Here is a 23,905-nt window from a genome sequence, read left to right on the forward strand (position 1 = left end):
CCAGACAGGAACAGCCTGCATGACAAACCCGTTTTTCCGCCCTGCCTCCACCCCACAGGACGTCTGGACCTATGGGGGGTTCTGGATCCGGGTCGTGGCCTATGTGATCGATTCCGTCGTGCTGTGGGCGGTCCTTGGCCTGCTGGGCATGCTGCTGGTGCCGCCCAGCCTTTCGATCTCGATATTCGACCCGCAATCGACGGGGGGCAGCGGGGGGGATTACCGCATCTCCTATATCCAGCCCGCGGACTACACCATCCTGTCCAGCACGCCCCACCTGCACTGGAACGGCAACGGGCTGTTTGAACTGATCACCCTGCTGCTGCCCGCCGCGTATTATATCGTGTTCGAGGCGTCATCCCTGCAGGCCACGCCGGGCAAGATCATGTGCAGCATGCGCGTGACCGACCTGTATGGTAACCGCATCACGCTACTGCGCGCGGCGGGGCGGTATTTCGGCAAATACCTGTCGGCGCTGATCTGCGGGGTGGGTTTCCTCATGGTCATGTGGACGCAGCGCAAGCAGGGGCTGCATGACATCCTGGCGGGAACCTGCGTGATCCGCCGCGAGGCCCGTGCCGCCGCCCCGCCCCCGCCGCAATGGGGCGGCTGACACAAAAAAACATGACAAAAATGCAACCTTCTCGCCTCTGCCGGCCTTGTATTCTGATATTGAATATTTTTCCCGCAGCATGACGGTCCGCCCCGCGCAGGAATGCGCGCGGGCGTTTTGGTGTTACGGCGGGATCCTGACGCTGCGCTGCGCCAGGTTTCCTGATTTTTTCAAGGAGGTGAACAATCGGCATGTCGGCCCATTACGCGACAACGGTCCATTCCGCCCCAACCCGGTCCAGACGGGGCGGTATCCTGACATTGCTGGCGGCCTTCATGCTGGCGCTGCTGCCATGGGTCATGTCGGCCCGCGCGGCGGACACCGACACAGCCCCGCAGGGCATAACCAGCCAGCAGGCGCAGCAGGTCCTGTCGGTCATGAACGACCCGCAGAAGCGCGCGGAATTCACCCGTACCCTTGATGCCATCGCCAAGGGACTGCCCGCGCCCAAGCCGGCCCCCGCCGCCGCAGCCCCAGCGAAAAAAGCCGCCGCCCCCGCCGATGTGTCGCTTGAACCCGACAGCATCAGCAGCGAAACCATGAACGAACTGACCCACATACGCGATATGGCGTTGCAGCAGGGCCAGAACTTCATGGGGCTGTTCAAGGACCTGGCCTTTGTGGGCCGGTGGGTCCACTCTATCCTGTCCAATACGGATTCGCGCCGGATCCTGCTGGATGCGATGGGTCGCGCCAGCATCATCTTCATCCTGGCCCTTGTTGCCGAACGCGCGCTGTCCATCGCCATGCGCAAGCCGCTGGCCGGTGTCACCGCGCGCGCGGTGGCGACCGAGCAGCGCCTGAACCAGCGCCTGAAGCGCGAAGACCAGGCGGATCAGGACCAGCCTGCCCCGCCACCCGCCTCCACCGCTGATGCACAGGCTGAACAGCAGACCGAACAGGCCCGCCAGAACGATGACCGCCAGCAGCATGAAACGCTGCGCATCATCACGCGTATTCCCTATTCACTGCTGCACCTGCTGATCAAGCTGCTGCCGGTCGCCCTGTTCTGCGGGCTGGGTTATGGCGCGTCCGCGCTGTTTACCTCCACCCATCAGGCCGCGATGGTCACCATCACGCTGACGAACGCCTACGTAATCGCGCGCGTGATCTACCTGCTGCTTGAAACGGTATTCGTGCCGCATTCCCCCACCATCCGCCTGTGCAGCGCGTCGGATGCAACGGCGCGCATGGTCACGCGGTGGTGGAACTTCCTTGTCGCGGCCCCTTCCATCGTGGTCTGCCTGTCCACGCTGGGTGGCGTGTTCGACATGCCCGCCCGTGGCACGGAAGCCATCATCCGTGCCGTGGTGCTGATCGAACATATCCTGATCGCGATCTTCATCTGGCGCATCCGCCACCATGTGGGCGCGGCACTGCAGCCATCGGCCCGCCTGCGTGAAAAGCCGTTCTGGATCTTCGTGGGCAAGATGGTCCGCTTCTGGTGGATCCCGGCCATGTTCTTCGACCTTGCGCTGTGGCTGGTCTGGGCGACCCAGATCCGTGGCGGCTATGCCTGGATCCTGCGCACGCTGTCGCTGACCATCGTGGTCATCCTTGGCGCACGACTGCTGTCCGTGCTGGCCTTCAGCGTGCAGAACAAGATCTTCCACGTGCCTGATGCGACCGAAAAGCGCTATCCCGGCCTGCAGGCGCGCGTGGACTATTACTACCCCATCGCGCGGCGTGCGCTGTCGGTGCTGCTGACATTCGTGACCATCGTGCTGCTGCTGCAGTCATGGGGCCTGCCGGCCATCCGCTTCTTCGTGCATGGGTCGCTGGGCACCAAGATCGTGGGCGCCATGCTGACGATCATGATCGCCTACACCATCGCCATCGTGGTGTGGGAAGTGGCCAACGCCACGCTGCAGAACCAGATCACCCGGTTCGAGACATCGGACCAGGCATCCCGCGCGACACGCCTGCGCACGGTGCTGCCGATCATCCGCACGGTGCTGCTGACCTTCATCATCATCATCGTGACCGTGACCACGCTGTCGCAGATCGGCATCAACGTCGCCCCGCTGCTGACCGGTGCGGGCATCATGGGTGCCGCCATCGCCTTCGGTTCGCAGAGTCTGGTCAAGGACTTCATCACCGGCTTCTTCATGCTGGTGGAAAATGCGATGCAGGTGGGTGACTGGGTGACCGCAGGCAGTGTCGCGGGCACGGTGGAACACCTGTCGATCCGCACCCTGCGGCTGCGCGCGGTGAACGGGGACCTGCACATCATCCCGTTCTCCTCCGTGACGTCGATCGCCAATACCTCGCGCGATTACAACCTTGTGGTGGTCAGCTTCATGCTGGACCTGTCGGAAGACCCGCACCGTGTCGCGGCGATCCTGAAGGATGAGCTGTCGCTCATGCGCAAGGATCCGGTCTATGGTCCGCTGATCAAGTCCGACTTCTCGTTCCTGGGTGTCGAGCAGGCGGACGGGAACGGGGCCAAGTTCCTTGGTTCCATCCGCACGGCACCAGGGGCGAAGTGGAAGGTCTATCGTGAATACTACAGCCGTCTGGGCGCACGCATGGTGAAGGAAAAGGTCGCGTTCCCGATCCCGACCTCGCTCAACCTGCTGGCCAATGGGCCGAGCGGCACGCTGCGCATGAACATGGAGGAAGACCCGGCCAAGCTACTGGCCGCACGCGCGGCGCAGCCCGACGCACCGGAACCGGCCGCCCCGAAGGCACAGGTCGATGGCGACGGGCAGCAGGCCGGCCCCAAGGGCAACGAACCCTCCCATGGCTGACGGTACGCCCACGCTGCTGGCGCGGCTGGAATTGCCGCTGCGCACGGATGGCTACGCCTTCGTGCCAGCGGGGGACATGCGCCCCCTGCTGGAACAGTACGGGCTGCGGGACTGGGCCAGCTTCGCCGCCAGCTGGAACCGGCTGGGGCTGGACCGCTACATGGCGGATGGCGGGCGTTACCGCCGCCGCCGCCATGCGACCTTCGCCATCAGCGATGACGGCATCCAGCGCAAGAAACACCAGCCCCATTACCAGAGCCGCGACTACAACGAACTCAATGGCGGGATCGAACGCTGGTTCCGCGCGGTGGAGCCGGAAGTGGGCGCGCACCCCGCACTGCGCGCCATCCTGCGGCTCATGCACCGGATCGTCACCGATATGACCGATCCGGCCAGCATGCCCGATACCTGGCATACCGAAATCCATCAGTTCCGGATCGAGGCGCTGGATGACAGTCCCGGCCAGCCCACACCGGAAGGGCTGCACCGCGATGGCGTCGACTGGGTCATGGTCGTGATGATCCGGCGCGAGAACGTCATGTCGGGCGAAACCGCGATCCATGACCTGCAGCGCACCATGGTGGGCAGTTTCATGCTGGACGTGCCGCTGGATACGGCGGTGGTCAATGACAACCGCGTCTATCACGGGGTGACGGCGGTCAGGCCCCTTGACCCCACACGACCGGCCTATCGTGACGTACTGGTCGTGACATTCCGCCATCAATGACGCAGGCACGGTCCGGGGCGTGGAAGCATTTCTGCATGCTTGCGCTGGGGACCATGCTGGCGCTGGGCGGCGGGCTTTACCTGTTCATCGTAACGGTTGACCCGTGGGACGTGCTACCCCTTTCCCCCCGCCTGCCCCGCATTCCCATTACATCCAACGCCCGTTACACCATGCCCGCGCTGGCCCGTAACACGCGCTTCGATTCCGTCATGCTGGGCACATCCACCAGCAGGCTGATCCAGCCCGCCGTGATGGACCGCGCACTGGGCACGCATTTCGTGAACATGTCCATGAACAGCGCCAGTCCGTGGGAACAGGCCCGCGAACTTGACACCTTCCTGCGCGCCCATCCCTCCCCGCGCATTGTCATGATCGACGTGGACGCCGCCTGGTGCCATGAACGCCCCGGCAGCCTGACATCCCCCAACCGACCGTGGCCGGAATGGATGTACGGCCACCCTGCCTGGACCGGCTACCTACACATGGCCAGCCTGTACGCCCTGCAGGAAGCCGCCAACCAGTTCCTGTGGCTGGTGGGGCTGAAGGCACAGCGTTTCGGTCTGGATGGCTATACCAGCTTTGTCCCGCCCGATGACCAATATGACAGGCTGCAGGGGCGGGTGCAGGCCGCATTCGACCACTGGGCGCCACCTGACAACACCCCGGCACCGCCCGGCATGGCCGGGACACCGCCAGCCACCATGGCGCTGCTGGATTCAATGGTCGGACGCATGCCTGCTTCCACCATCCGTATCCTGTGGTTTCCGCCCGCATCCGCTTTCCTGCACGGGATGGCGGGTGGCATCGCGTCAACCCGGCTGCAGGCATGCAGGCTGGGGGTGGAAAGGATCGCGGCCCACAGGCCCAACGTGATCGCCCTTGATTTCAACCATGACAGCCCATTGACGGAAAACCGCGATAATTTCTGGGATCCTCTGCATTACCGGATCCCGGTGGCCCGGCGGCTGATGGCCGATATCACGGCTGTCGTGCTGGGAAAGCCGGTTGCCGATCCATCGCTGGACAGGCTGCATGACCTGCGTGACGGATCCGGCACGGACCGGCAATGACCCAAAGCCATGCGCTGCCATCGCGGAACCTCCACACCGGCGGGGCTTGTGCCGGGCGGGTCATCTGGTATGGAAAACAGAATATCATGAGGTGCCCGCCATACGCATGCGCGACACAGTCATGTAACGTGGACGGGGATCATTTTGTGCATGCCGCCCCCGTGACCGGGCAGGCAAGGTTGCGGCACTGAGGTTGGAGAGGCTGGTGAATACGTCCGTCAATGGTGCGCCGCAATGGCATCTTCAGCCCGAGGCGAACCGGACCCTTATCACGCTGTCAGGGGACTGGATTGCACAGGAAGGACGTACACCCGCCTTTCCCGCCGGGGCGCTGAAGGATGTGCCGCATGACGAGCCGGTCGAATTCAGCACGGACCAGCTGGGCAGATGGGATACCTCGCTGATCAGCTTCCTGTGGGAACTCAAGCGCAGCGCGCGTGAAGCCCATGTGAACGTCGATACCAACACCCTGCCGGAATCCGCGCACAAGCTGCTGGATCTGCTGCCGGAAATCCCGCCCGAACCGACACCGCCCCCGCCCCACCATTTCGCCCCGGTGGCGGCGGTGGGACAGTTCACCCTTGATACCCTGAACGAAGTCGGCTGCGTCAGCGAAATGGGGACGGCCGCAGCCCGTGGTGGCCTGGCCTCGCTGGTCGGGCGCGGGATGATGCGTACCGTCGATCTCATGTCCGACCTGAATGCGGCGGGGCCTGCGGCGCTGCTGATCGTGGGCGTGGTGAATTTTCTGGTCGGCGCGATCCTTGCCTTCGTCGGTTCGGTGGAACTGCATAAATTCGCGGCCGACATCTATGTCGCAAGCCTTGTGGCCATTGCCATGGTGCGTGAGATGTCCGCCGTAATGACCGCCATCATCATGGCCGGGCGCACCGGCGGCGCGTATGCCGCGCGCATTTCCACCATGCAGGCCAATGAAGAAATCGACGCGCTGCAGGTATTCGGCATTCCGGTTTCCAGTTACCTGATCCTGCCTTCGGTGCTGGCACTCGCCTTTACCATGCCGCTGCTTTACCTGTACGGCTGCCTGATCGGCATGCTGGGCGGATTTTTCGTATCCTACATCATGCTGGACGTATCGCCGCTGGGCTACTTCCACGAAACGATCCAGGCGCTGCCGCTGGACCAGTTCACCTTCGGCTTCATCAAGAGCTTCGTATTCGGCACCTTTGTCGGCCTGACCAGCTGCCGCATCGGGCTGAAGGCCGGGCGCAGCGCCGCTGACGTGGGCATTGCCGCGACCAAGGCCGTGGTCGTGGGCATTGTGGGCGTGATCGCCCTTGATGCGGTCTTCGCGGTTATCGCCAATGTCATCGGGATCTGATCGCCATGAATGATACGAACACCCAGATGCCCTCCACCGATGACCGTCCGGTGATGATTTCCGTCGATGACGTGACACTGGCCTTCGGCAGCAAGGTGATCCAGCACGACGTGTCCTTCCGCGTGAAGCGGGGGAGTATCTTTGCGGTCATGGGCGGATCGGGCTGCGGCAAGAGCACCCTGCTCAAGAGCATGATCGGCCTGCTGCGCCCCACCCATGGCACCTACCTGGTGGAAAAGGACAATTACTGGGCCGGTGACGATGCCAGCCGCGTGCATATCGGGCGGCGTTTCGGTGTCCTGTTCCAGAGTGGCGCGCTGTGGAGTTCCATGACCGTGGGCGAAAACGTCGCCCTGCCCATGCAGATGTTCACCAAACTGAAACCGGACGTGATCCGCCAGCTTGTGGAACTCAAGCTGGGGCTGGTGGGCATGCTGCACGCCATTGACCAGTATCCGTCCGAACTGAGTGGCGGCATGCGCAAGCGTGCGGGCCTTGCTCGCGCCATGTCGCTGGACCCCGATATCCTGTTTTTCGATGAGCCTTCCGCCGGACTGGACCCGATCACATCCGCCCGGCTGGATGAACTGATCCTGAACCTGCGCGACGGGCTGGGGGCGACGATCATCATCGTCAGCCATGAACTGTCCAGCCTGTTCCATATCGCCGATGACGGCATCTTCCTTGATGCCGACCAGAAAACCGCCATTGCCCACGGCTCGCCACGCTGGCTGCGCGACCACTGCACCGACCCGATGGTCCATGCCTTCATGCACCGTGAACAGCTGGACAGTTCCAGCCCTGCTGGAAACGGGTAATGCCAATGCCCGGCAGGCAGACGCTGATCGGTTCAGCCGTGCTGGGGGTTGCGGCCATTGCGCTCGTCATACTGGGCGTAAAGGGATCGCTGCCCCTGCCCGGCCGCACCAGCGAAGCACTGGTGATTTTTGAAAGCCCGACCAACGGGCTGGACATCGGTTCCCCCGTCAATTTCCGGGGCGTGCCGGTGGGTGCTGTCGAACGTATTACGGTCAAGGTCGATCCGGCCAGTCATCATACCTACATGCCGGTCTATATCCTGTTCGATCCCAACCATGCGCCTGGACGCAGCGATCTGCCGCCGCTGCCCGAACTGATCAGTAACGGCCTGCGGGCGGAAATGACACTGCACAGCCTTGTCACCGGGCAGACCGAACTTGACCTGGACATGGACCCCAAGACGCCGGTGCGGCTGCATCCTGGCCTGGTGGATACGGACCTGACGGAAATACCGATGGGGCAGACGGCGCTGCAGCAGATGGAGACCATGCTGATGGCGACCTCCGTCCAGCAGCTGCACCATGACCTGCAGACCGCGATGGCCAGTATCCGCAAGCTGGCGGAAGACATGAACCGTGACCTGCCGGGCATGATCGCCAGCATCCGCACGACATCGGCGCGCAGTGAAGGGGCGGTGTCCCAGATCCGTTCAGCCATTGCGGATGTGGAAAACCGTGCCAGCATCACCATCAACAAGCTGGACAGGCTGATCGCCACCAACAGCCAGCAGTTCGCGGCACGACGGGCGGAGCTGCTGGTGCTGATTGCCAATACCCGCCAGACCATGGCACAGGCGCATGAAACCCTTGCCAGCCTGCGTACGCTGACTGACCCGCAATCCCGTGACAGGCTCAATCTGGACGATACGATGCGTGATATTATGGAAGCAGGCTACGGGCTGCGCGGATTCGCCAATGAAGTCGAAAGTAATCCGCAACTTCTGCTGATGGGACGCAATAAATGAAAACGCGCCAGCCCGCCGTCTCCCTTTCACGTCTGTATCCGGCCCTGCGGGCAAGTGGCGGATTACTGCTGTCGGCGGCCATGCTGTCGGCCTGTTCCTCGGCCCCGGTACGCTTCTATACCCTTGGCGCGCCCGCCGTGGCCGTGGGCGCGGAAAGCACCGCCACCCAGCCCATCACGGACAGCACGCCCGTGATCGAGGTCGAACGCGCGCGCATGCCCGATTACCTGGACAGCCAGGACATCATGGTGCGTAACGGCCACGAAATCGAACGCAGCGGGCTGGGCCGCTGGGCCAGCCGCCTGTCGGTGGGGGCTACCGATCTGATCACCGCGCGGCTGGCACAGAAATGGCCGAACCTGTTCGTAACCGACCAGAGCCAGCCTGACCGGCCGACATGGCGGCTGCAGCTCAATATCAGCCGCCTTGATGTCAGCCGCGACGGCAAATCCGCGCTGAATGCGGACTGGGCCATCATTCCGGAGGATTCGCACGCCTCCATCCTGCGTAACCGCACCACCATCGTCATGGATGGCAATACGGGCAGCAACGCCAACATTGCCAAGGTCACCGAAAGCCTGCTGAACGAACTGAGCGACCGGATCGAGGCAAGCTGGCCCAGCACGACGGCACCGCAGACCGCCATGACCTTCCATCGCCATACCAAAGGCTGATCCTGTCCCGGCCTGACTGGCCTGCGGGCATGGAAAACGGGTCGCGGCACCTGGACCGGCCCGTACGGATGGGGAACCTTTCGGCATGAAAGGCATTGGGTGCGCAACCCTGTCCAACCTGCCGGAGTATCGTCATGCCCCCATTTTTCCATGTCCTGCGCGGGACCGCCTTTGTCGCCAGCCTGTCTGTCGCGCTGGGGTTGGCGGCTGGCATGGCAGCGGAAAGCGGGCCGGTCATCCTGGCACAGCATCCCGGCACCGAACTGGACCGGCAGGCCCGCAGGCTGATGGCCCAGGACCTTCATGACGCCGCAAACCAGCGTGAACAGCCCGTACTGCTGACCGGGTCGGGCCTGTTATCGGACAGCCCACGCCGCATGGCGCTGTTTGTGCAGTTGCAATCTGCCAGCCTGTGCGGATCGGCGGGGTGTTCCACGTCCGTTTATCTGCCTGACGGGCATAAATGGAGTCTGGTGCTGGATTCCGTCAGCGGGCCGATCACCATTACCCAGCAGGTGCATGACAACATGCATGACCTGCTGGTTGATGAGACGGATCGCTGGATCTGGAACGGCACGACCTACATCGATACGCAGGCAACACCCGAACCGGCGCCCGTGGCGACAGGCCAGTAGGCGACCGCTACATCCTGTGCGAGGGGTCCGGTGGAGATGGAATTTCCGGGGAAAGAATGGAGCGGGTGAAGGGAATCGAACCCTCGTATGCAGCTTGGGAAGCTGCCGTTCTACCATTGAACTACACCCGCATGCGGGCCTTCTATACTGCACAACCCTGACGGATGCAATCACCCCCGCCATACGGGTGGCAGTTGACGCACCCTGCCCTGATCCGCAATAACCATTGATGTCTGGCCTGCCTGCCGGACCCTCGTGATTTGATACGGCCGGCTTGCGGCGAGGTAAAACATACGCGCTAAAGAGGCCTGATCCCGCCTGCAAGGGCGCGGGCATCATGGTTTCCACGGTCGTGAACCGCCTTTTGGGGGAATGGGCCGCCGGAACAGACCGGCGCTGGCCTCTGCCCGTATTCACGCCCATCCCCGTTCACAGGAATTGCCATCTGCCATGACTGACCAGCCTGATCCCAAATCCTTTCGTCCCGCCACCCGCCTGATCAACGCGGGCCTTGAGCGCACGCCCTATGGCGAAACCAGCGAGGCGATGTTCCTGACCTCCGGCTTTGTCTATGACAGCGCGGAACAGGCCGAAGGTACCTTTACGGGCGATGTCTCGCATTACCAGTATTCGCGCTTTGGCAACCCTACCACGTCCAACCTTGAACGCCGCCTGTGTGACCTTGAAGGGGCGGAAGCCTGCGTCCTGACGGCAACGGGCATGGGCGCGGTCTCATCCGCCCTGCTGGCGCAGGTGCGTGCGGGCGACCGGGTCGTAGCGTCGCGCGCGCTATTCGGGTCGTGCCACTGGATCGTGGCCGAACTGCTGCCGCGCTACGGTGTGGAAACCATATTCGTTGATGGTGCCGACATGGCGGCATGGAAGGATGCGCTGAGCAAGCCCACGCGCGCCGTGCTGCTGGAAAGCCCGTCCAACCCGATGCTGGATGTGCTGGATATCCGCATGATCTGCGATCTGGCGCACAAGGCCGGGGCGACGGTTGTGGTGGATAACGTGTTCGCAACCCCGCTGTACCAGAAGCCGCTCGAACTGGGGGCCGACGTGGTGGTGTATTCGTGCACCAAGCATATCGACGGACAGGGCCGCGTACTGGGTGGCGCGGTGCTGGGCAATGCCAAATGGATTGACGAGGTCCTGCGCCCCTTCACCCGCAATACCGGCAACAGCCTGTCCCCCTTCAACGCCTGGGTCATGCTGAAAAGCATCGAAACGCTGGGCCTGCGCGTGAACGCCATGACGCAGAATGCCGCAAAGGTGGCGGACTTCCTGGCGGAAGCACCCGGTATCGCCCGGGTCTTCTACCCCGGCCGCAAGGACCACCCGCAGTACGAACTGGCGAAAAAGCAGATGTCCGCGGGTTCCACGCTGGTGGCGTTTGAGGTCGAGGGTGGCAAGGAAGGGGCGTTCGCCTTCATGAACGCGCTGCGCCTGATCTCGATTTCCAACAATCTTGGCGATGCGCGATCCCTTGTCACGCATCCGGCCACGACCACCCATATGAAGCTGGCGCCCGAAGAACGTGCCCGCCTTGGCATTACCGACGGGGCGATCCGCTTTTCCGTCGGACTGGAAGATGCCGACGACCTGATTGACGACCTCAAGCGCGGCATCGCGGCGCTGGCCAACCGGTAAGCAAGGAGCAGTCCCGTCATGAGCAAGAACAGGCCTTTCCCTCCCCCCGGTGGGGAAGGAGCGGAATCCCCGCTGGGCGAGACAATGGACAATACCCCCTGTTTCGAGGCGACGACCGATAACGTGCGCGTGGTTGTCCAGACCTTCTGGCTGGATGACCAGTCGGAACCGGACGAACACCGTTATGTATGGGCGTACCGGATCCGGATCGAAAACCACGGCACGGAACAGATCCAGCTGCTGCGCCGCAGCTGGCGCATCGTGGACGGGAAGGGACGGATCGACCGGGTGGAAGGCGACGGCGTGGTGGGGGAACAGCCCCTTATCGACGCCGCCGCCAGTTTCGAATACATGTCCGGGGCCGCCCTTGAAACGCCAACCGGCTTCATGGGGGGCATGTACCACATGATCCGCCCCGCCAGCCGGCAGCATTTCGATGTCAGCATTCCCGTATTCAGCCTGGACAGCCCGCATCACCCGACCGTCCTCCACTGAATTTTCCCTCTGCGGCGTGTCCGTGCCGGACACGCCCATGCAACAAGAACCAACAGCATGACTCCCATCGATTCCCGCCCCTCCCGCACGGAAGCAGAGGAAGCCGTCCGCACCCTGCTGCGCTGGGCGGGTGAAGATCCCGACCGCGAGGGACTGCGTGATACGCCCCAGCGCGTCATAAAATCCTATGACGAATTCTTCTGCGGCTATGCGGAAGATCCGGTCGACCTGTTGCGCCGTACCTTTTCCGAAGTCGATGATTATGACGAGATGGTGCTGCTGCGCGATATCCGCGTGGAAAGCCATTGCGAACACCATATGGTGCCCATCATCGGTGTGGCCCACGTGGCCTACCTGCCGCGCAAGCGGGTGGTGGGAATTTCCAAGCTGGCCCGCGTGGTGGACGCCTATGCCAGGCGTTTCCAGATCCAGGAACGGCTGACGGCCCAGATCGCCAATACCATAAACGAGGAACTGCAGCCCTATGGCGTGGGTGTTGTGATCGAGGCATCGCACCAGTGCATGACCACGCGCGGCGTGCATCGTCCCGGGGTGTCGATGGTCACCAGCCGCATGCTGGGCACCTTCCGCACCAATTCGGATACGCGGCGCGAATTCCTGTCGATACTCAACCGTCCGGCCATGAACAGCAGCGGTATCTGACTGATAAAAAATAAAAGTTTTTGGGTGCCGCCTTTTTTCAAAAAGGCGGCATTCTTCTGTATCAATTACAAAACGCTATAGGGTGACTTTTGCCCCCAGCACGGCAATGAACTGCGCAAGCCATGCCGGGTGGGCGGGCCATGCGGGCGCCGTGACCAGCTTCCCATCGGTAATCGCGGCATCCAGCGCGATATCGGCATAGATGCCATCCGCCAGTTCCACTTCCGGGCGACAGGCGGGATAGGCTGAAACCTTCCGTCCCGCAATGATACGCGCTGCGGCCAGAAGCTGGCCTGCGTGGCAGATCGCGGCAATCGGCCGGTCGGCAAAGGCGCGGACCAGTTCGATCACCCGCGCGTCCAGCCGCAAATATTCCGGCGCCCGCCCACCAGGCAGGACAAGGCCCGCGTAATCAGCGTGGCTGATGTCATCAAACGTCGCATTCAGCGCAAAACGGTGGCCCGGCTTTTCGCTATAGGTCTGGGCACCTTCAAAATCATGGATGGCGGTCAGGACATGCTCGCCCTTCTTACGGCCCGGGCAGACCGCATCCACGCGATAACCCAGCATGGTCAGGGCCTGATAGGGCACCATAACCTCATAATCCTCGACATAATCGCCAGCCAGCAGCAGCAGCCTTGGTGCGCTCATTATCCGCTTCCTTCCCGTTATCCGGTCAGTCGTGATGGTCGTCCTGGGACAGGTGTTCACGCAGCCGGGGCATGAGTTCGACAAAATTGCAGGGCACATGCCGGCTGTCGAGCTGCCAGACCAGTATGTCGTCCCACCCGTCCTTCACCGCGCCCGATGATCCGGGCAGTGCGAACAGATAGGTCCCGTTCGCAACCCCGGCCAGTGCGCGTGACTGGATCGTGGACGTACCGATTTTCTGGTAGGACAGCATGCGGAACAGTTCCCCGAAACCTTCGATCCGTTTTTCGATCACTTTATCGAAAGCCTCTGGCGTGACATCGCGGCCTGTCACCCCCGTGCCGCCCGTCGAAATGACGACATCCACCTGCGGGTCCGCCACCCATCCCGACAGGGTGGTGGCAAGGCGCCCGACATCATCGGGCACGATGGCGCGCGCGGCCACGACATGGCCTGCCGCGGTGATGCGCGCGGCCAATATATCACCGGATCTGTCCGTTTCCGGCGTGCGGGTGTCGGATACCGTCAGCACCGCGATGCGGACAGGCAGGAAGGTTTTTTTCATATCAAGTCGCGACATGGGACCATGTTCACCATTCCCGCGCCATGGCGTCAACGGGCATCGCGGCAGGGGTATGCGCCACCATTCCGACAGGGAAATAATGAGTAATATGTGAGAACAAACACAAAGTTCTGATGTATTTGTGCATTGCACAAAAAAACATATGCATGAATAGTAACATTCTATATAAATCTATTGATATAACAAAAAAAAATCCTTTACCGTTATTTTACAAAACATTAGTTTTTACATAATTCCCCTGCCAAGGTTTATATTCGGCATGAAATATGCTATCGATACGCGGATGACCAGAACGTTCCTCCGATTTTTTATACCGCTATCCCTGCTTCTTCTTGCGTTTTTCACCCAGAGTGAGACCGCATCGGCACAGGCCATTCCCGGCGAAGGGCAGGGTGTGATCGGCTCCCAGCCCAGCCTGAACGTCAATTCACGACGTAATGTTCCTGTGAACGATCCGGGATCGTTTTTCAGCGCGCCCTACGGGAACCAGCATTTTTTCGGGGACTGGGCCGGACTTCAGCCCTTCCTGCTGAAACACGGCGTGCATATCGAAGCCGACGTGCATGAAGAATTGGCAGGCAACTTCCGCGGCGGCGCCAAGCAGGGCGTGACCGATGCGGGGCAGGTCGGCGTGGAAATCGACATCGACTGGCACAAGCTGGCCGGTGCACCGAAGAATTTCTGGACACATACCATGATCGTGAACGGTCATGGCCGTAATGACAGTACGGACTACATTCACGATTCCCTTGCCGGCGTGCAGCAGATCTACGGTGCCCGTGGTAACGTGGTTGCCCATCTGGTGTACATGTATGCCGAACAGTCCCTGTTCCATAACCGGCTGGATATCAGCGCGGGCTGGATTCCGGTGGGCAGCTTCTTTGCTGCATCCCCGCTGTTCTGTGACTTCATGAACGTGTCGATATGCGGTAACCCCGCGCCGGGTAAATATGTGCCGGGCGGACGTGACTGGCCTTCAGGCAACCTGGGTGTCGTGGCCCGCGTCATGCCGACCGTCGATACCTACATCATGGCCAGTATGTTCGCCGTATCGCCGCATTCCTATAACGGTGGCATTTCGGGCTGGTCATGGGCACAGAGTGGCCTTGGCAAATTCTCCACCCCGGTGGAATTCGGCTGGCTGCCGGAATTCGGCCCCCACCACCTGGCCGGTCACTACAAGGCAGGCTACGGCTACGACAATTCCCAGTACAGCGACCTGTATCAGGACATCAACGGCAATTCCGCCGTGTTGACCGGCCGGCCATTCCGCAAGCAGTCGGGCGTCAGTACCGCATGGTTCCAGGCGGACCAGATGTTCATGCGCAATGGCGCGGGTCCGACCAACGGCTTGATCGCGCTTGCGGGCTTCATGTATACGTCGGGCAAGGTCTCGGCGATGAAATACCATGCATGGGCAGGCATGGTGGAAACCGGCGCGCGATGGGGCCGTCCGCTCGATACGGTGGGTGCGATGTTCCATTATTTCGAAATGAGCCGCGCATCCGTCCTGCAGCAGGAATCCTCGGTGCTGGCGGGCACGCCGTTCCTGACCAACCAGTGGGGCAAGGCATGGGGCATCCAGACGCATGAGGATGTGTACGAAGTATTCTACAACATCCATACCGCACGTGGCATGAGCTTCCAGCCGGACTTCCAGTATATCAACCGCCCTGGCGGCACCACGACCTATCATGATGCGGCGGTGATGGGCCTGCAGTTCAACTGCATCCTGTAACGCACCCTTCATCAAGGGGATTTCCCACGGTATGGGAGGCGGATCATGACCGATCCAGCCTTCCTTTACCGACAGGCCCATGCGGCGCTGGTCGATTATCGCCTGCCGGACGCGCGGGCGACGCTGCTTTCCATTTCAGAAAATGTCATTTTCCGGATCGATGCGGGCGATGGGCGACGTTATGCGCTGCGCCTGCACCGGCCCGGCTACCACAGCGCGCCCGAAATTCGCAGCGAACTGGCATGGCTTGATGCCCTTCATGCGGCGGGACTGGAAGTGCCCTTGCCCATCCCTGCCCATGACGGCATGCCCCTGCGCACCGTGCGGTGTGATGATGGCATAACGCGCCATGCGGTCCTGTTTGCATGGATGGATGGCACCGAACCCACACCGGACATCGATCCCGCAGCCTTTGACCGGCTGGGCCGCATCACCGCACGCCTGCATGGCCATAGCCGCCACTGGACACGCCCCGACGGGTTTATCCGCAAGGTCTGGACACCTGACACCATGACTGGTCCCCATGCGCTGTGGGGACGCTGGGAGACGGTGCCAGGCCTGACCGCACCGGCGCGCAGCCTGATTGCGGACTGCGTGCGGCAGGTTGATGCGCAACTGGCCAATTACGGCACGCAACCCCACCGATTCGGACTGATCCATGCCGACCTGCGGCTGGCCAATCTGCTGGTCAGCGGCACGCATACACGCCTGATCGACTTTGATGACTGCGGCATAAGCTGGTTCATGCAGGATCTTGCTGCGGCACTGAGTTTCCATGAAGACCACCCACATGCGTCCCGCTGGGTCGATCATTGGCTGCGCGGCTACAGCACGGCCGGCACCATTACGCGGGCGGATCTGGACATTCTGCCTGCCCTGGTCATCCAGCGCCGTATCCAGTTGCTGGCATGGACCGGCACACATCACGATACGCAGCAGGTCCGCAGCCTGGGCCCCGACTGGACCGACCGCACACTGGGATTATGCCATGCGTGGATACGAGGGCGACTGTTGCGCGATATCGGCTGAAATTGGCGGGAACGAGAGATAATTAGATATTTTTTTAATTCATCTTTGCGATGAACGTGCCCACATTACTTTTTAGAAACTTTTGTAATGTTGGGGACAGGATGCCGTTGGGTTGCATGGAATCAATTAAATGTGACTTACAGAATCGCATTTGCGGCGTGGTATGTCTTTTATGCCTCATTCCTGACATGTATGAACGTTAGGTAATGTGTCGTTCGGTTAACAACCCGATTCACCGGAGCCCGTCCCGTCCTTGGCACATAACGGAAAACCAGCAATGACCCCTGCAGTTGACACGATCACTTCGTCCCCGGCAGCATCCTCTGTCGTCGCCGCCGGGCTGTCCGTAGCCACTGATGAAATCCCGACCCGGTCGCAGACCACACGGATGATCTATTCCCGTCACCGCCGCGCCCTGCGCGATTATGCCCGCACGCTGAATATTCCGACCGACAACACCTGATCACCTGCACCGTGTGATCATTTGGCCGCACAACCAGCATACCGGCCACGATAAAAATCAAACTTTGATATTATTTTGTGCCGATCTTGCCTGAAGGGCCTTCAGCGCATGGCGGGTCGGTTCAGTCAGGTCAGCAGGTAACGCATCCAGTGCATACCACCGCGGACCTTCATGTTTCTCTGGTTCCATAAGGGTTGGCAGACCCTGCCACGACGTGACCAGATACACGGGCGAAATCCAGTGATACCCGGCATCGGCGTCCATCTGCTCCACAAGGCATAGCAGGTCACGGGCCTGAATGGTGATGCCCAGTTCCTCCGCAATTTCACGCTCCGTTCCGTGGGTCGTGGTTTCGTATGAATCCACCTTGCCCCCGGGCAGTCCCCAGCATCCGGCCTCTGGCTGTTTCAGGCGTCGCAGCAGCAGGATACGGCCCTTTTCATCCACAATGGCTGCCCCACATCCCACGCGTGGGCCGGTTATTGCTGTCATATTCTTACGTCTTCCTATTTTAAGAAATTTCTTCAAAAGAACCGGTTGATAATAAAATAATAAAAGTTTTTTGGTGCCCCTTTTTGCAAAAAAGGGCACCAAAAACTTCTTAATGATCTGCCGACTTTTAAAACAGCCTCTAAAAAATGCATCCCATACGACAAGGGGGCACCCGAAGGCACCCCCATATCATCCCGATACGGTCATTACGGCCGTTGGTAATCAGCGCGCGGCAGGCGGCCGGGCATTGGCGGTTGCAACGCGGCGACCCCACGAAATCAGATCGCTGGTGCAATCGTCACGATCGATCACGCATTCGATCAGGGTCGGACCTTCCTTATTCGCAACGGCTGCGGCAATGGCCTTTTCCATTTCAGCGCCAGTCGTGGCGCGGAAGCCCTTGCCATGACCATCTTCCGCATTGAACACGTTCATAAGCCCGGCATAATCCCAGTTCTTGACGTTATTGTACGGGCCATCATGAATCTGGACTTCGATGGTGTAACCACGGTTATTGATCAGGAAGATGATCACCGGCAGCTTCAGCCGCACCATCTGGGCCACTTCCTGCGCCGTCAGCTGAAATGACCCGTCACCAATCATGGCAATGATCCGGCGTTCCGGCGCGGCTACGGCATAACCGAAGGTAGCGGGCACGGACCAGCCAATGTGGCCCCACTGCATTTCCAGTTCCACGCGCGCGCCATGCGGCAGCTTCATCTGCATGGCGTTGAACCAGGAATCCCCGGTCTCGGCGATGACAGACGTGTCGGATGTCAGCAGGCCCTGGATCTGGCGGGCCATTTCGGCGCGGACCAGCGGCGCCTTGGGGTCGGCTGCGACCACCGGTGCTTCGGGGGATTTGATGCGGCGGTATTCAACCAGCGTCGCATCCTTTTTCGGCTGGCCCTTCAGCCGTTCGATCAGACCCTCGATCACGTCACGCAGGTGCACGCCGTCAAACGCCTTGCCACCGGCCGCGATATGCCGTCCGTCCATCAGCGCCACGTTGTCGCCCTTGGGCCACGCGGTCCAGCCAACGGTGGAATAATCATTGAACACCGGCGTCAGGCACAGCACGCCATCCGCCCAGTCAAAGATCTGCTGTGCGCCGGGGCTGCTGACATCCCCCCAGTATGTTCCGGCATAGGCCGGATGATCCTCGGGGAAGAAGCTTTTGGCGGCCGCCATGGAGGTCACGGCGCAACCCAGCGTATCAGCCAGGCGGATGGCTGCCTCCTCGCAACCTGCGGCACGCAGGCGGCTGCCCACCAGCATGATCGGCTTCTTGCGCGCGGCAATGAAGTCGGCCAGTTCGTCAATCGCCAGTTTCAGCGTTTCCGGGTCGGACGGCGCATCCGCCAGGATCGCGCCAACCGGGCCGGGACGCGGGCACGGCATGGGTGCGACGTTACACGCGATTTCGATATAGGCCGGCTTTTTTTCACGCAGCGCAGTGCGGATGGCATGGTCGATCAGCACAGGCGCATCCTCCGCCGACGTGATCGAGACCGCCGCACAGGTCAGGCGCCTGGCGATTTCAAGCTGATAGCCGTAATCCGGTGTACCAATGGTATGGTGCAGGATATGCCCGCTGCCATGATCGTTGGAATTGGGCGCGCCCGAAATCAGGATGACCGGCAGGTTTTCCGCATACGCGCCCCCAATGGCGTTCAGCGCCGACAGCGCCCCCACGCTGAAGGTGACAACAGCGGCACCCGCCCCGTTTGCACGGGCATAGCCTTCCGCGCTGAAACCACAATTCAGTTCATTACAGCAATAAACCTGCCGCAGGCCGTCAATTTCAAGAAGCTGGTCAAGCAGGACAAGATTATAGTCGCCCGCGACCGCGAAATGATCCTTGAGCCCGATCTGCGCCAGGCGTTCACCAAGGTAATGGCCAACTGTATACGTCATTATTTCGACTTTCCTTCCCTTGTGTGGGGGCGCGCAGTACCGCGCCCTTTCCCCATCTGGGGGGAACCACATGGATGGCCCGCAACCGGGCCATCATGCCGAAAGGACAGCAGGGGCGGCCGCATGTGCGGCCAGCGACTCACCCTACACTTTCGGCAACCCAGTTCCGGCGCTTGGTGGCCTGACCAATGCCCGGATTGAAACAGTTGCATGGATCAAGCTGGCGGTAATGCGCCAGCACGTCATCGGGTGCCGCATACAGGTGCCCGAAATTATGTTCCGCCGGGTACCGCGCGCCACGCCTGTCCAGCAGCGGCAGCATGCGGTGTTCCAGCGCCATGCAGTCATACCCTTTTTTGACCACGTAATCCTGATGCATCACGTGGCACAGGAAATGACCGTAGTACAGCTTGACGATGATCTCGTCATTGATGTCCCTGGGCAGCACCTCGAACCAGTTCTGGTCATTGCGGCGCAGGGCCACGTCCAGCGCCACGATGTTCTCGGTCGTGTCGGTATGGACGTTGCGGTACCGCACGGCGGCACCCGCGGCGGCAAAGCGGTGCAGGAACGCCTTCGATCCCTCATCGGGGGTGCATTCGAAGAAATCGCCCTCATGCGTCGCGAAATGGCTTTTCAGGAAATCCCGTGCCTCCTGCGCGCCCGATGCGCTGACCTTGAGCATGAGGTGATGCTCGAAGCGATCACGGTAGTCGCGCATGCGCGCGGGCAGGTGCTGCGGGAAGAAATGGCTCATGAACTGCATGAACCGGTCGCTGAAATGCTTGGGCAGGAAGCCGATCCGGTCCGCGATGCGGTCGAACGCATTCTTCATCGCAAACATGGCCGGCAGGCGCTTCGTGCCGATCATGCGGATGATGACGAACGTGTCCTTGCCGTATTTCTCGGCGATGTTGAATGCGTCGCGATGCAGGTATTCCCCCGCGATCGGCAGTTCGGCAAAGGATGACAGGATATGGCGGCGCACGTCTTCCAGCACATCGGTCTGGTTGGTGCCGATATAGAAGACGACGGGGTCCTTTTCCGCCTCGAACGTATCCAGACGCACGGCGAACAGCCCCAGCTTGCCCGCACAGCCAGCCCCTTCATGCAGGCGGCGCAGGTCGGCATTATAGCGGGCGGGTGTGTCGGCATTCACGTCACGCACATGCCGGGCATAATCATCATCATGCCCGCGGCCTGCGTTCCAGTTGATGCTGGATTCGGGGAAGTTGCCTTCCTCCGCCTGCTTCAGGATTTCCTCAGGGTTGCTGCCCAGTTCGATGCCGAGGTGGTTGACCAGCTGCAGTTCGCCCTTGTCCGACACCTGCGCGAACAGCGCCATGTCGGTATAGGCCGGGCCACGGCGCACCAACGCCCCACCGGAATTGTTGCTGACACCGCCGAACACTGACGCGCCGATGCACGACGACCCGATGACCGAATGCGGTTCACGCCCGATGGGCTTGAGCATGTTTTCAAGCTGGTCCAGCGTGGCGCCGGGCAGGCACACGACCTGCTTGCCTTCGCCAATCAGGTGGATCGCGCGCATGCGCATGCTGTGCACGATCACCACGTCACGGTCATAGGTATTGCCATCAGGCGTGGAGCCACCGGTCAGCCCGGTATTGGCCGCCTGCATGATCACGATCACGCCCGCCTTCACGCAGGCCTGCAGCACACGCCACTGTTCCACCAGCGAACCGGGCATGACCACCGCCAGCGCACGGCCCTCGCCAAAACGGAACCCCCGGCGGTACGGCAGGGTCGCCCCGTCTTCGGTCAGCACATGGTGGTGCCCCACGACCTGCTGAAGTTCCGTAACCAGTTGTGCGCCCGCAGTAGATGACATGTCCCGTGCCGCTTTCAGCATTTTATTTGTTCCCCAATCCCATTTTTGAACCTGCTGGCGGCCTGTGCTCGGGCCATGCCGCATTTCCAAAATGGCGTTTTACAGTCTGGCATGTTCCGCATCGGTCGACGTGCGCATAAAATGCCGACGTCACATGTCCAAACAGAACGGCCCGCTCGCCGGTCAGGGCGTGGCGGGCCGTTTTCCTCACGCATGTGGCCGGTTTTACGCGGCGGCCGACGTCTCGCCCAGTGTCGCCAGCGGCTTCATCAGCAGGTGATTCTGGGAATAGTCAACCGGCACCGAAATCACGACCGGGCCTTCGATTTTCATGGCTTCGCGCATTGCGCTGGCAATCCCGTCGGCGGACTGCACCGAAATGCCGTGCGCCCCGCAGGCACGCGCGAACATGGCGAAGTCGATCGGCCCGAATTCCACGCCGGAACCACGACCGTACTTCTTCTTTTCCTGCATCTCGACCATGTTGTAGGCCTGATCAACCCAGACCATGTGGATCAGGTTGCACTTCAGCCGCACTGCCGTTTCCAGTTCCATGCACGACATCATGAAGCCGCCATCGCCAGAAATGGAGATCACTTTCTGCGCCGGGTTGACCAGGCTTGCGGCAATGCCCCACGGCAGGCCGACACCCATGGTCTGCTGGCCATTGCTGATCAGCATCTGGCGTGCGCGGCAGCTTGCCCGCCTGTGCCGCAAGGGCGCGCACCGATGCGGCGATATCGCCAACCAGCTCAACCGCCGGGTCGTAATGCGTGTCCAGTTCGGCGGCCACGACATCAACATGGACGATCTTGCGACCGTTATCGACATTCCACAGCCACGGATCATATTCGATCGGGTTGTAGCCGATCGAGATCACCAGATCCGCCTCATGCAGCAACTGGTCGCCCGGCTGGTTGCGGAACAGGCCGACACGGCCGCCAAAACGGTCTGACAGGTCTTCCGACACCGCGCCCGCGGCCTGATAGGTGCCGATAACCGGCACGCCCGTGGTCGCGACCAGCGCGCGCACGGCGTCGGCCACATCGGGGCGGCTGGCCAGCAGGCCCAGCAGGATGACGGGACGCTGCGCCTTGCGCACCAGCGCCAGCGCCTCGTTCACGGCTTCAGCGGGGGCAGCACCGGCGGTGGGCACCTTGCGGCCCGACAGCACCTTGCCTTCGGCCGGCATGGACAGGATATCCATGGGCGTGCTGACGAAGGCCGCGCCCGGACGGCCACCTTCGGCAAAGCGCAGCGCGTTGGAAATGCATTCCGATACGGCGGCGGGAGATGTGATTTCCGCGCTGTATTTTGTAATCGGCTGGAACAGGGCAACGGTGTCCATGCTCTGGTGCGTAAGCTTCAGCCGGTCAGCCAGCTTCACCGCGCCACCAATGGCCAGCACCGGATCGCCTTCGGAATTGGCGGTGGCAAGCCCGGTCACGAAGTTGGATGCACCGGGGCCGGACGTGGCGATGGCAACACCCGCCTTGCCGGTCAGGCGGCCAATGCCACCGGCGATGAAGGCGGCGTTCTGTTCGTGCCGGGTCACCACCGTTTCAATGGGGCTGTCCACCAGCGCGTCAAACAGACGGTCCACCTTCGCACCGGGAATGCCGAATACGTGGGTCGTGCCGTGTGCGACCAGGTTGCGCACGATCATGTCCGCCCCGCACTCAGGCGCGGCAGGTTTGTTCTTGTCGGTCATTATTTCAGATATCCTGAACGGGTAGGCGCCGCAGCCAGGGCGCGGACGGTCAATCCAAGGGAGCGGGAGGGGAAACCCCTCAGCCGCCTTCAGCCACGCGAATGGCTTCGTGAATGTTTTCGGGGGACAGGTTGGCGCGTGCGAACTGTTCCGTGCGGGGCAGCTGGATTTCCACATCGGAAATCACGCCGACTTCCAGCTTGCCCTTCAGCACGCCGTAATCGGTCACATGGCCGCCGCGCCGCCCGTCTTCCGTCAGGAAGTGCAGATGGTAGCCCGCGACGTTCACGCCCTGCATGTAGCCCGGCGTGCGGAAGCCGAGCATGGTGCCGGTGGCGGCACCCAGCTGCATGGTCGGCTGGCGGGCCACCACTTCCAGCATGGGCGGATAGGGACGGCACTGGCAGAACACGGTGCGGGTCTCGACCCGTTCGAACATGCCGGTAAAGCGTACGGCGGCGAACAGGTTGGGGTTGTTGACAAGCTGGTCAACAATCGCCTCGAAGCCTTCCTTGTCCTGCGCCGTGTCGATCATGTATTCCTTCTCCGGGTTGAAGAAGGTGACACAGGCGAACGGAGTCTTGAGATCACCGGGCACGCGACCGGCCTGCCCGTCGGCACGGAACTGGTGGATCACGCTGTCATTGACGATCATCTCGCCATCCAGCCCGTTGAACGTGCCCAGCCCGAAATTGCCGTGCATCAGCAGTTCGTCAAGCGTGGTTTCCCCATCGTACACCGCGTCAAGCAGCGCGGCCATGGTGGACGTCTGGTACAGGCGGTTCATGCGCGGACGCACGCCGGTCGCATCCGCGGCGCTGGAGCGGGTGTCGACATCGCCTACCGAATAGCATTTCAGCTTCAAGACCTGAGTCTCCTGCATCGGGTGACAGCACGCACCTGGGCGCCGCACTTCCCGGTCATGTGTGATTGCCCAAGGATGGTGAAGCAGGCGGGTCCTTACGTCCAATATATATTCAAGGCGATTTCCATATATAAAAAATATGGAAAGGGATGGTCCTGTCCCGCCCTGTCTGGACTGGCGTGCAGCCCCCGCGCTTGCC

At 61.5% G+C, this 23,905-nt stretch carries 21 protein-coding genes, 1 tRNA gene, 1 pseudogene and 1 riboswitch; of the genes and pseudogenes, 15 read left to right on the forward strand and 8 right to left on the reverse strand.

The features are described from left to right. Nucleotides 1-19: 19 nt before the first annotated feature. From AC1RQ9_RS10475 to AC1RQ9_RS10515, 9 genes are all read left to right on the forward strand, one after another. The gene (locus tag AC1RQ9_RS10475; protein ID WP_193732799.1) at nt 20-613 is read left to right on the forward strand and encodes an RDD family protein; all 594 of its coding nucleotides are present in this window, start codon (nt 20-22) and stop codon (nt 611-613) included. Between the two features lie 191 nt (nt 614-804). Beyond that, nucleotides 805-3,363 (forward strand): mechanosensitive ion channel family protein, encoded by a 2,559-nt coding sequence (locus AC1RQ9_RS10480; protein WP_485986820.1) that lies wholly within the window; start codon nt 805-807, stop codon nt 3,361-3,363. Then, nucleotides 3,356-4,090 carry a 2OG-Fe dioxygenase family protein gene (locus tag AC1RQ9_RS10485; RefSeq protein ID WP_485986822.1) on the forward strand — a complete coding sequence of 245 codons (735 nt, stop codon included), beginning with the start codon at nt 3,356-3,358 and terminating at the stop codon, nt 4,088-4,090. Before AC1RQ9_RS10480 ends, AC1RQ9_RS10485 begins: the two co-directional genes overlap by 8 nt. Beyond that, nucleotides 4,087-5,160 carry a hypothetical protein gene (locus AC1RQ9_RS10490; protein WP_485986824.1) on the forward strand — a complete coding sequence of 358 codons (1,074 nt, stop codon included), beginning with the start codon at nt 4,087-4,089 and terminating at the stop codon, nt 5,158-5,160. Before AC1RQ9_RS10485 ends, AC1RQ9_RS10490 begins: the two co-directional genes overlap by 4 nt. A 205-nt stretch (nt 5,161-5,365) precedes the next feature. Further along, nucleotides 5,366-6,502 carry an MlaE family ABC transporter permease gene (locus AC1RQ9_RS10495; RefSeq protein WP_485986826.1) on the forward strand — a complete coding sequence of 379 codons (1,137 nt, stop codon included), beginning with the start codon at nt 5,366-5,368 and terminating at the stop codon, nt 6,500-6,502. 5 nt (nt 6,503-6,507) lie between these two features. Then, nucleotides 6,508-7,320 carry an ABC transporter ATP-binding protein gene (locus AC1RQ9_RS10500; RefSeq protein ID WP_193732805.1) on the forward strand — a complete coding sequence of 271 codons (813 nt, stop codon included), beginning with the start codon at nt 6,508-6,510 and terminating at the stop codon, nt 7,318-7,320. Then, nucleotides 7,320-8,285 (forward strand): MlaD family protein, encoded by a 966-nt coding sequence (locus AC1RQ9_RS10505; protein WP_485986829.1) that lies wholly within the window; start codon nt 7,320-7,322, stop codon nt 8,283-8,285. The genes AC1RQ9_RS10500 and AC1RQ9_RS10505 overlap by 1 nt, the downstream gene beginning before the upstream one ends. Continuing rightward, on the forward strand, nt 8,282-8,959 hold the full coding sequence (locus AC1RQ9_RS10510) for a PqiC family protein (RefSeq protein WP_193732807.1): 678 nt from the start codon (nt 8,282-8,284) through the stop codon (nt 8,957-8,959). The genes AC1RQ9_RS10505 and AC1RQ9_RS10510 overlap by 4 nt, the downstream gene beginning before the upstream one ends. 134 nt (nt 8,960-9,093) lie before the next feature. After that, nucleotides 9,094-9,594 carry a hypothetical protein gene (locus AC1RQ9_RS10515; RefSeq protein WP_485986830.1) on the forward strand — a complete coding sequence of 167 codons (501 nt, stop codon included), beginning with the start codon at nt 9,094-9,096 and terminating at the stop codon, nt 9,592-9,594. A 57-nt stretch (nt 9,595-9,651) separates the two neighbouring features. On the opposite strand, the gene AC1RQ9_RS10520 is transcribed toward AC1RQ9_RS10515, so the two are convergent. Further along, nucleotides 9,652-9,725, reverse strand: a tRNA-Gly gene (locus AC1RQ9_RS10520). Nucleotides 9,726-9,836: 111 nt separating this feature from the next. Continuing rightward, a riboswitch (SAM riboswitch) is annotated at nt 9,837-9,917 on the forward strand. Between the two features lie 127 nt (nt 9,918-10,044). Here AC1RQ9_RS10520 and metZ point away from each other — a divergent pair. From metZ to folE, 3 genes are all read left to right on the forward strand, one after another. Then, nucleotides 10,045-11,247: an O-succinylhomoserine sulfhydrylase gene (gene metZ / locus AC1RQ9_RS10525; RefSeq protein WP_485986831.1), complete on the forward strand. Its 1,203-nt coding sequence runs from the start codon at nt 10,045-10,047 to the stop codon at nt 11,245-11,247. Nucleotides 11,248-11,331: 84 nt separating this feature from the next. Continuing rightward, nucleotides 11,332-11,742, forward strand: coding sequence for a Co2+/Mg2+ efflux protein ApaG (gene apaG / locus AC1RQ9_RS10530; protein WP_193732839.1), 411 nt, complete (start codon nt 11,332-11,334; stop codon nt 11,740-11,742). A 57-nt stretch (nt 11,743-11,799) separates the two neighbouring features. Then, on the forward strand, nt 11,800-12,405 hold the full coding sequence (folE, locus tag AC1RQ9_RS10535) for a GTP cyclohydrolase I FolE (protein WP_010509068.1): 606 nt from the start codon (nt 11,800-11,802) through the stop codon (nt 12,403-12,405). 75 nt (nt 12,406-12,480) lie between these two features. Here the strand turns inward: folE and AC1RQ9_RS10540 are convergent, their stop codons facing one another. Both AC1RQ9_RS10540 and moaB read right to left on the reverse strand, forming a co-directional pair. Further along, complete coding sequence (locus AC1RQ9_RS10540) at nt 12,481-13,056, reverse strand: DJ-1/PfpI family protein (protein ID WP_193732809.1); 576 nt, start codon at nt 13,054-13,056, stop codon at nt 12,481-12,483. 25 nt (nt 13,057-13,081) lie between these two features. After that, nucleotides 13,082-13,636 (reverse strand): molybdenum cofactor biosynthesis protein B, encoded by a 555-nt coding sequence (gene moaB / locus AC1RQ9_RS10545; protein WP_485986832.1) that lies wholly within the window; start codon nt 13,634-13,636, stop codon nt 13,082-13,084. A 262-nt stretch (nt 13,637-13,898) separates the two neighbouring features. On the opposite strand from moaB, the gene AC1RQ9_RS10550 reads away from it, so the two are divergent. From AC1RQ9_RS10550 to AC1RQ9_RS10560, 3 genes are all read left to right on the forward strand, one after another. Next, nucleotides 13,899-15,377: a carbohydrate porin gene (locus tag AC1RQ9_RS10550; protein ID WP_193732811.1), complete on the forward strand. Its 1,479-nt coding sequence runs from the start codon at nt 13,899-13,901 to the stop codon at nt 15,375-15,377. Between the two features lie 45 nt (nt 15,378-15,422). Continuing rightward, entirely contained in the window at nt 15,423-16,406 is a 984-nt protein-coding gene (locus AC1RQ9_RS10555) for a phosphotransferase enzyme family protein (protein ID WP_485986834.1), read from the forward strand. A gap of 277 nt (nt 16,407-16,683) precedes the next feature. After that, nucleotides 16,684-16,869 (forward strand): hypothetical protein, encoded by a 186-nt coding sequence (locus tag AC1RQ9_RS10560; RefSeq protein ID WP_485986835.1) that lies wholly within the window; start codon nt 16,684-16,686, stop codon nt 16,867-16,869. A 57-nt stretch (nt 16,870-16,926) separates the two neighbouring features. On the opposite strand, the gene AC1RQ9_RS10565 is transcribed toward AC1RQ9_RS10560, so the two are convergent. The 5 genes and pseudogenes from AC1RQ9_RS10565 to budA all read right to left on the reverse strand — a co-directional run bounded on the left by AC1RQ9_RS10565 (nt 16,927) and on the right by budA (nt 23,724). Beyond that, a complete protein-coding gene (locus AC1RQ9_RS10565; RefSeq protein ID WP_485986836.1) occupies nt 16,927-17,361 on the reverse strand; it encodes an NUDIX hydrolase in 435 nt (144 codons plus the stop codon). Nucleotides 17,362-17,583: 222 nt separating this feature from the next. Further along, nucleotides 17,584-19,278 carry an alpha-keto acid decarboxylase family protein gene (locus tag AC1RQ9_RS10570; RefSeq protein ID WP_485986837.1) on the reverse strand — a complete coding sequence of 565 codons (1,695 nt, stop codon included), beginning with the start codon at nt 19,276-19,278 and terminating at the stop codon, nt 17,584-17,586. 139 nt (nt 19,279-19,417) lie between these two features. Further along, the gene (gene dld / locus AC1RQ9_RS10575; protein WP_485986838.1) at nt 19,418-21,151 is read right to left on the reverse strand and encodes a D-lactate dehydrogenase; all 1,734 of its coding nucleotides are present in this window, start codon (nt 21,149-21,151) and stop codon (nt 19,418-19,420) included. 204 nt (nt 21,152-21,355) lie between these two features. Then, nucleotides 21,356-22,841 (reverse strand): annotated as a pseudogene (locus AC1RQ9_RS10580) (thiamine pyrophosphate-dependent enzyme). Nucleotides 22,842-22,920: 79 nt separating this feature from the next. Beyond that, nucleotides 22,921-23,724: an acetolactate decarboxylase gene (gene budA / locus AC1RQ9_RS10585; RefSeq protein ID WP_485986839.1), complete on the reverse strand. Its 804-nt coding sequence runs from the start codon at nt 23,722-23,724 to the stop codon at nt 22,921-22,923. Between the last annotated feature and the right edge of the window lie 181 nt (nt 23,725-23,905).

Source organism: Komagataeibacter ossonobensis (assembly GCF_057359305.1).

What these genes read in the sequence shown, in the direction of transcription:
- AC1RQ9_RS10475 (WP_193732799.1), top strand. Translation starts at nt 20, where the DNA reads ATGACAAACCCGTTTTTCCGCCCTGCCTCCACCCCACAGGACGTCTGG.
- AC1RQ9_RS10480 (WP_485986820.1), top strand. Translation starts at nt 805, where the DNA reads ATGTCGGCCCATTACGCGACAACGGTCCATTCCGCCCCAACCCGGTCC.
- AC1RQ9_RS10485 (WP_485986822.1), top strand. Translation starts at nt 3,356, where the DNA reads ATGGCTGACGGTACGCCCACGCTGCTGGCGCGGCTGGAATTGCCGCTG.
- AC1RQ9_RS10490 (WP_485986824.1), top strand. Translation starts at nt 4,087, where the DNA reads ATGACGCAGGCACGGTCCGGGGCGTGGAAGCATTTCTGCATGCTTGCG.
- AC1RQ9_RS10500 (WP_193732805.1), top strand. Translation starts at nt 6,508, where the DNA reads ATGAATGATACGAACACCCAGATGCCCTCCACCGATGACCGTCCGGTG.
- AC1RQ9_RS10505 (WP_485986829.1), top strand. Translation starts at nt 7,320, where the DNA reads ATGCCAATGCCCGGCAGGCAGACGCTGATCGGTTCAGCCGTGCTGGGG.
- AC1RQ9_RS10510 (WP_193732807.1), top strand. Translation starts at nt 8,282, where the DNA reads ATGAAAACGCGCCAGCCCGCCGTCTCCCTTTCACGTCTGTATCCGGCC.
- AC1RQ9_RS10515 (WP_485986830.1), top strand. Translation starts at nt 9,094, where the DNA reads ATGCCCCCATTTTTCCATGTCCTGCGCGGGACCGCCTTTGTCGCCAGC.
- metZ (WP_485986831.1), top strand. Translation starts at nt 10,045, where the DNA reads ATGACTGACCAGCCTGATCCCAAATCCTTTCGTCCCGCCACCCGCCTG.
- apaG (WP_193732839.1), top strand. Translation starts at nt 11,332, where the DNA reads ATGGACAATACCCCCTGTTTCGAGGCGACGACCGATAACGTGCGCGTG.
- folE (WP_010509068.1), top strand. Translation starts at nt 11,800, where the DNA reads ATGACTCCCATCGATTCCCGCCCCTCCCGCACGGAAGCAGAGGAAGCC.
- AC1RQ9_RS10540 (WP_193732809.1), bottom strand. Translation starts at nt 13,056, where the DNA reads ATGAGCGCACCAAGGCTGCTGCTGCTGGCTGGCGATTATGTCGAGGAT.
- moaB (WP_485986832.1), bottom strand. Translation starts at nt 13,636, where the DNA reads ATGTCGCGACTTGATATGAAAAAAACCTTCCTGCCTGTCCGCATCGCG.
- AC1RQ9_RS10550 (WP_193732811.1), top strand. Translation starts at nt 13,899, where the DNA reads ATGAAATATGCTATCGATACGCGGATGACCAGAACGTTCCTCCGATTT.
- AC1RQ9_RS10555 (WP_485986834.1), top strand. Translation starts at nt 15,423, where the DNA reads ATGACCGATCCAGCCTTCCTTTACCGACAGGCCCATGCGGCGCTGGTC.
- AC1RQ9_RS10560 (WP_485986835.1), top strand. Translation starts at nt 16,684, where the DNA reads ATGACCCCTGCAGTTGACACGATCACTTCGTCCCCGGCAGCATCCTCT.
- AC1RQ9_RS10565 (WP_485986836.1), bottom strand. Translation starts at nt 17,361, where the DNA reads ATGACAGCAATAACCGGCCCACGCGTGGGATGTGGGGCAGCCATTGTG.
- AC1RQ9_RS10570 (WP_485986837.1), bottom strand. Translation starts at nt 19,278, where the DNA reads ATGACGTATACAGTTGGCCATTACCTTGGTGAACGCCTGGCGCAGATC.
- dld (WP_485986838.1), bottom strand. Translation starts at nt 21,151, where the DNA reads ATGCTGAAAGCGGCACGGGACATGTCATCTACTGCGGGCGCACAACTG.
- budA (WP_485986839.1), bottom strand. Translation starts at nt 23,724, where the DNA reads ATGCAGGAGACTCAGGTCTTGAAGCTGAAATGCTATTCGGTAGGCGAT.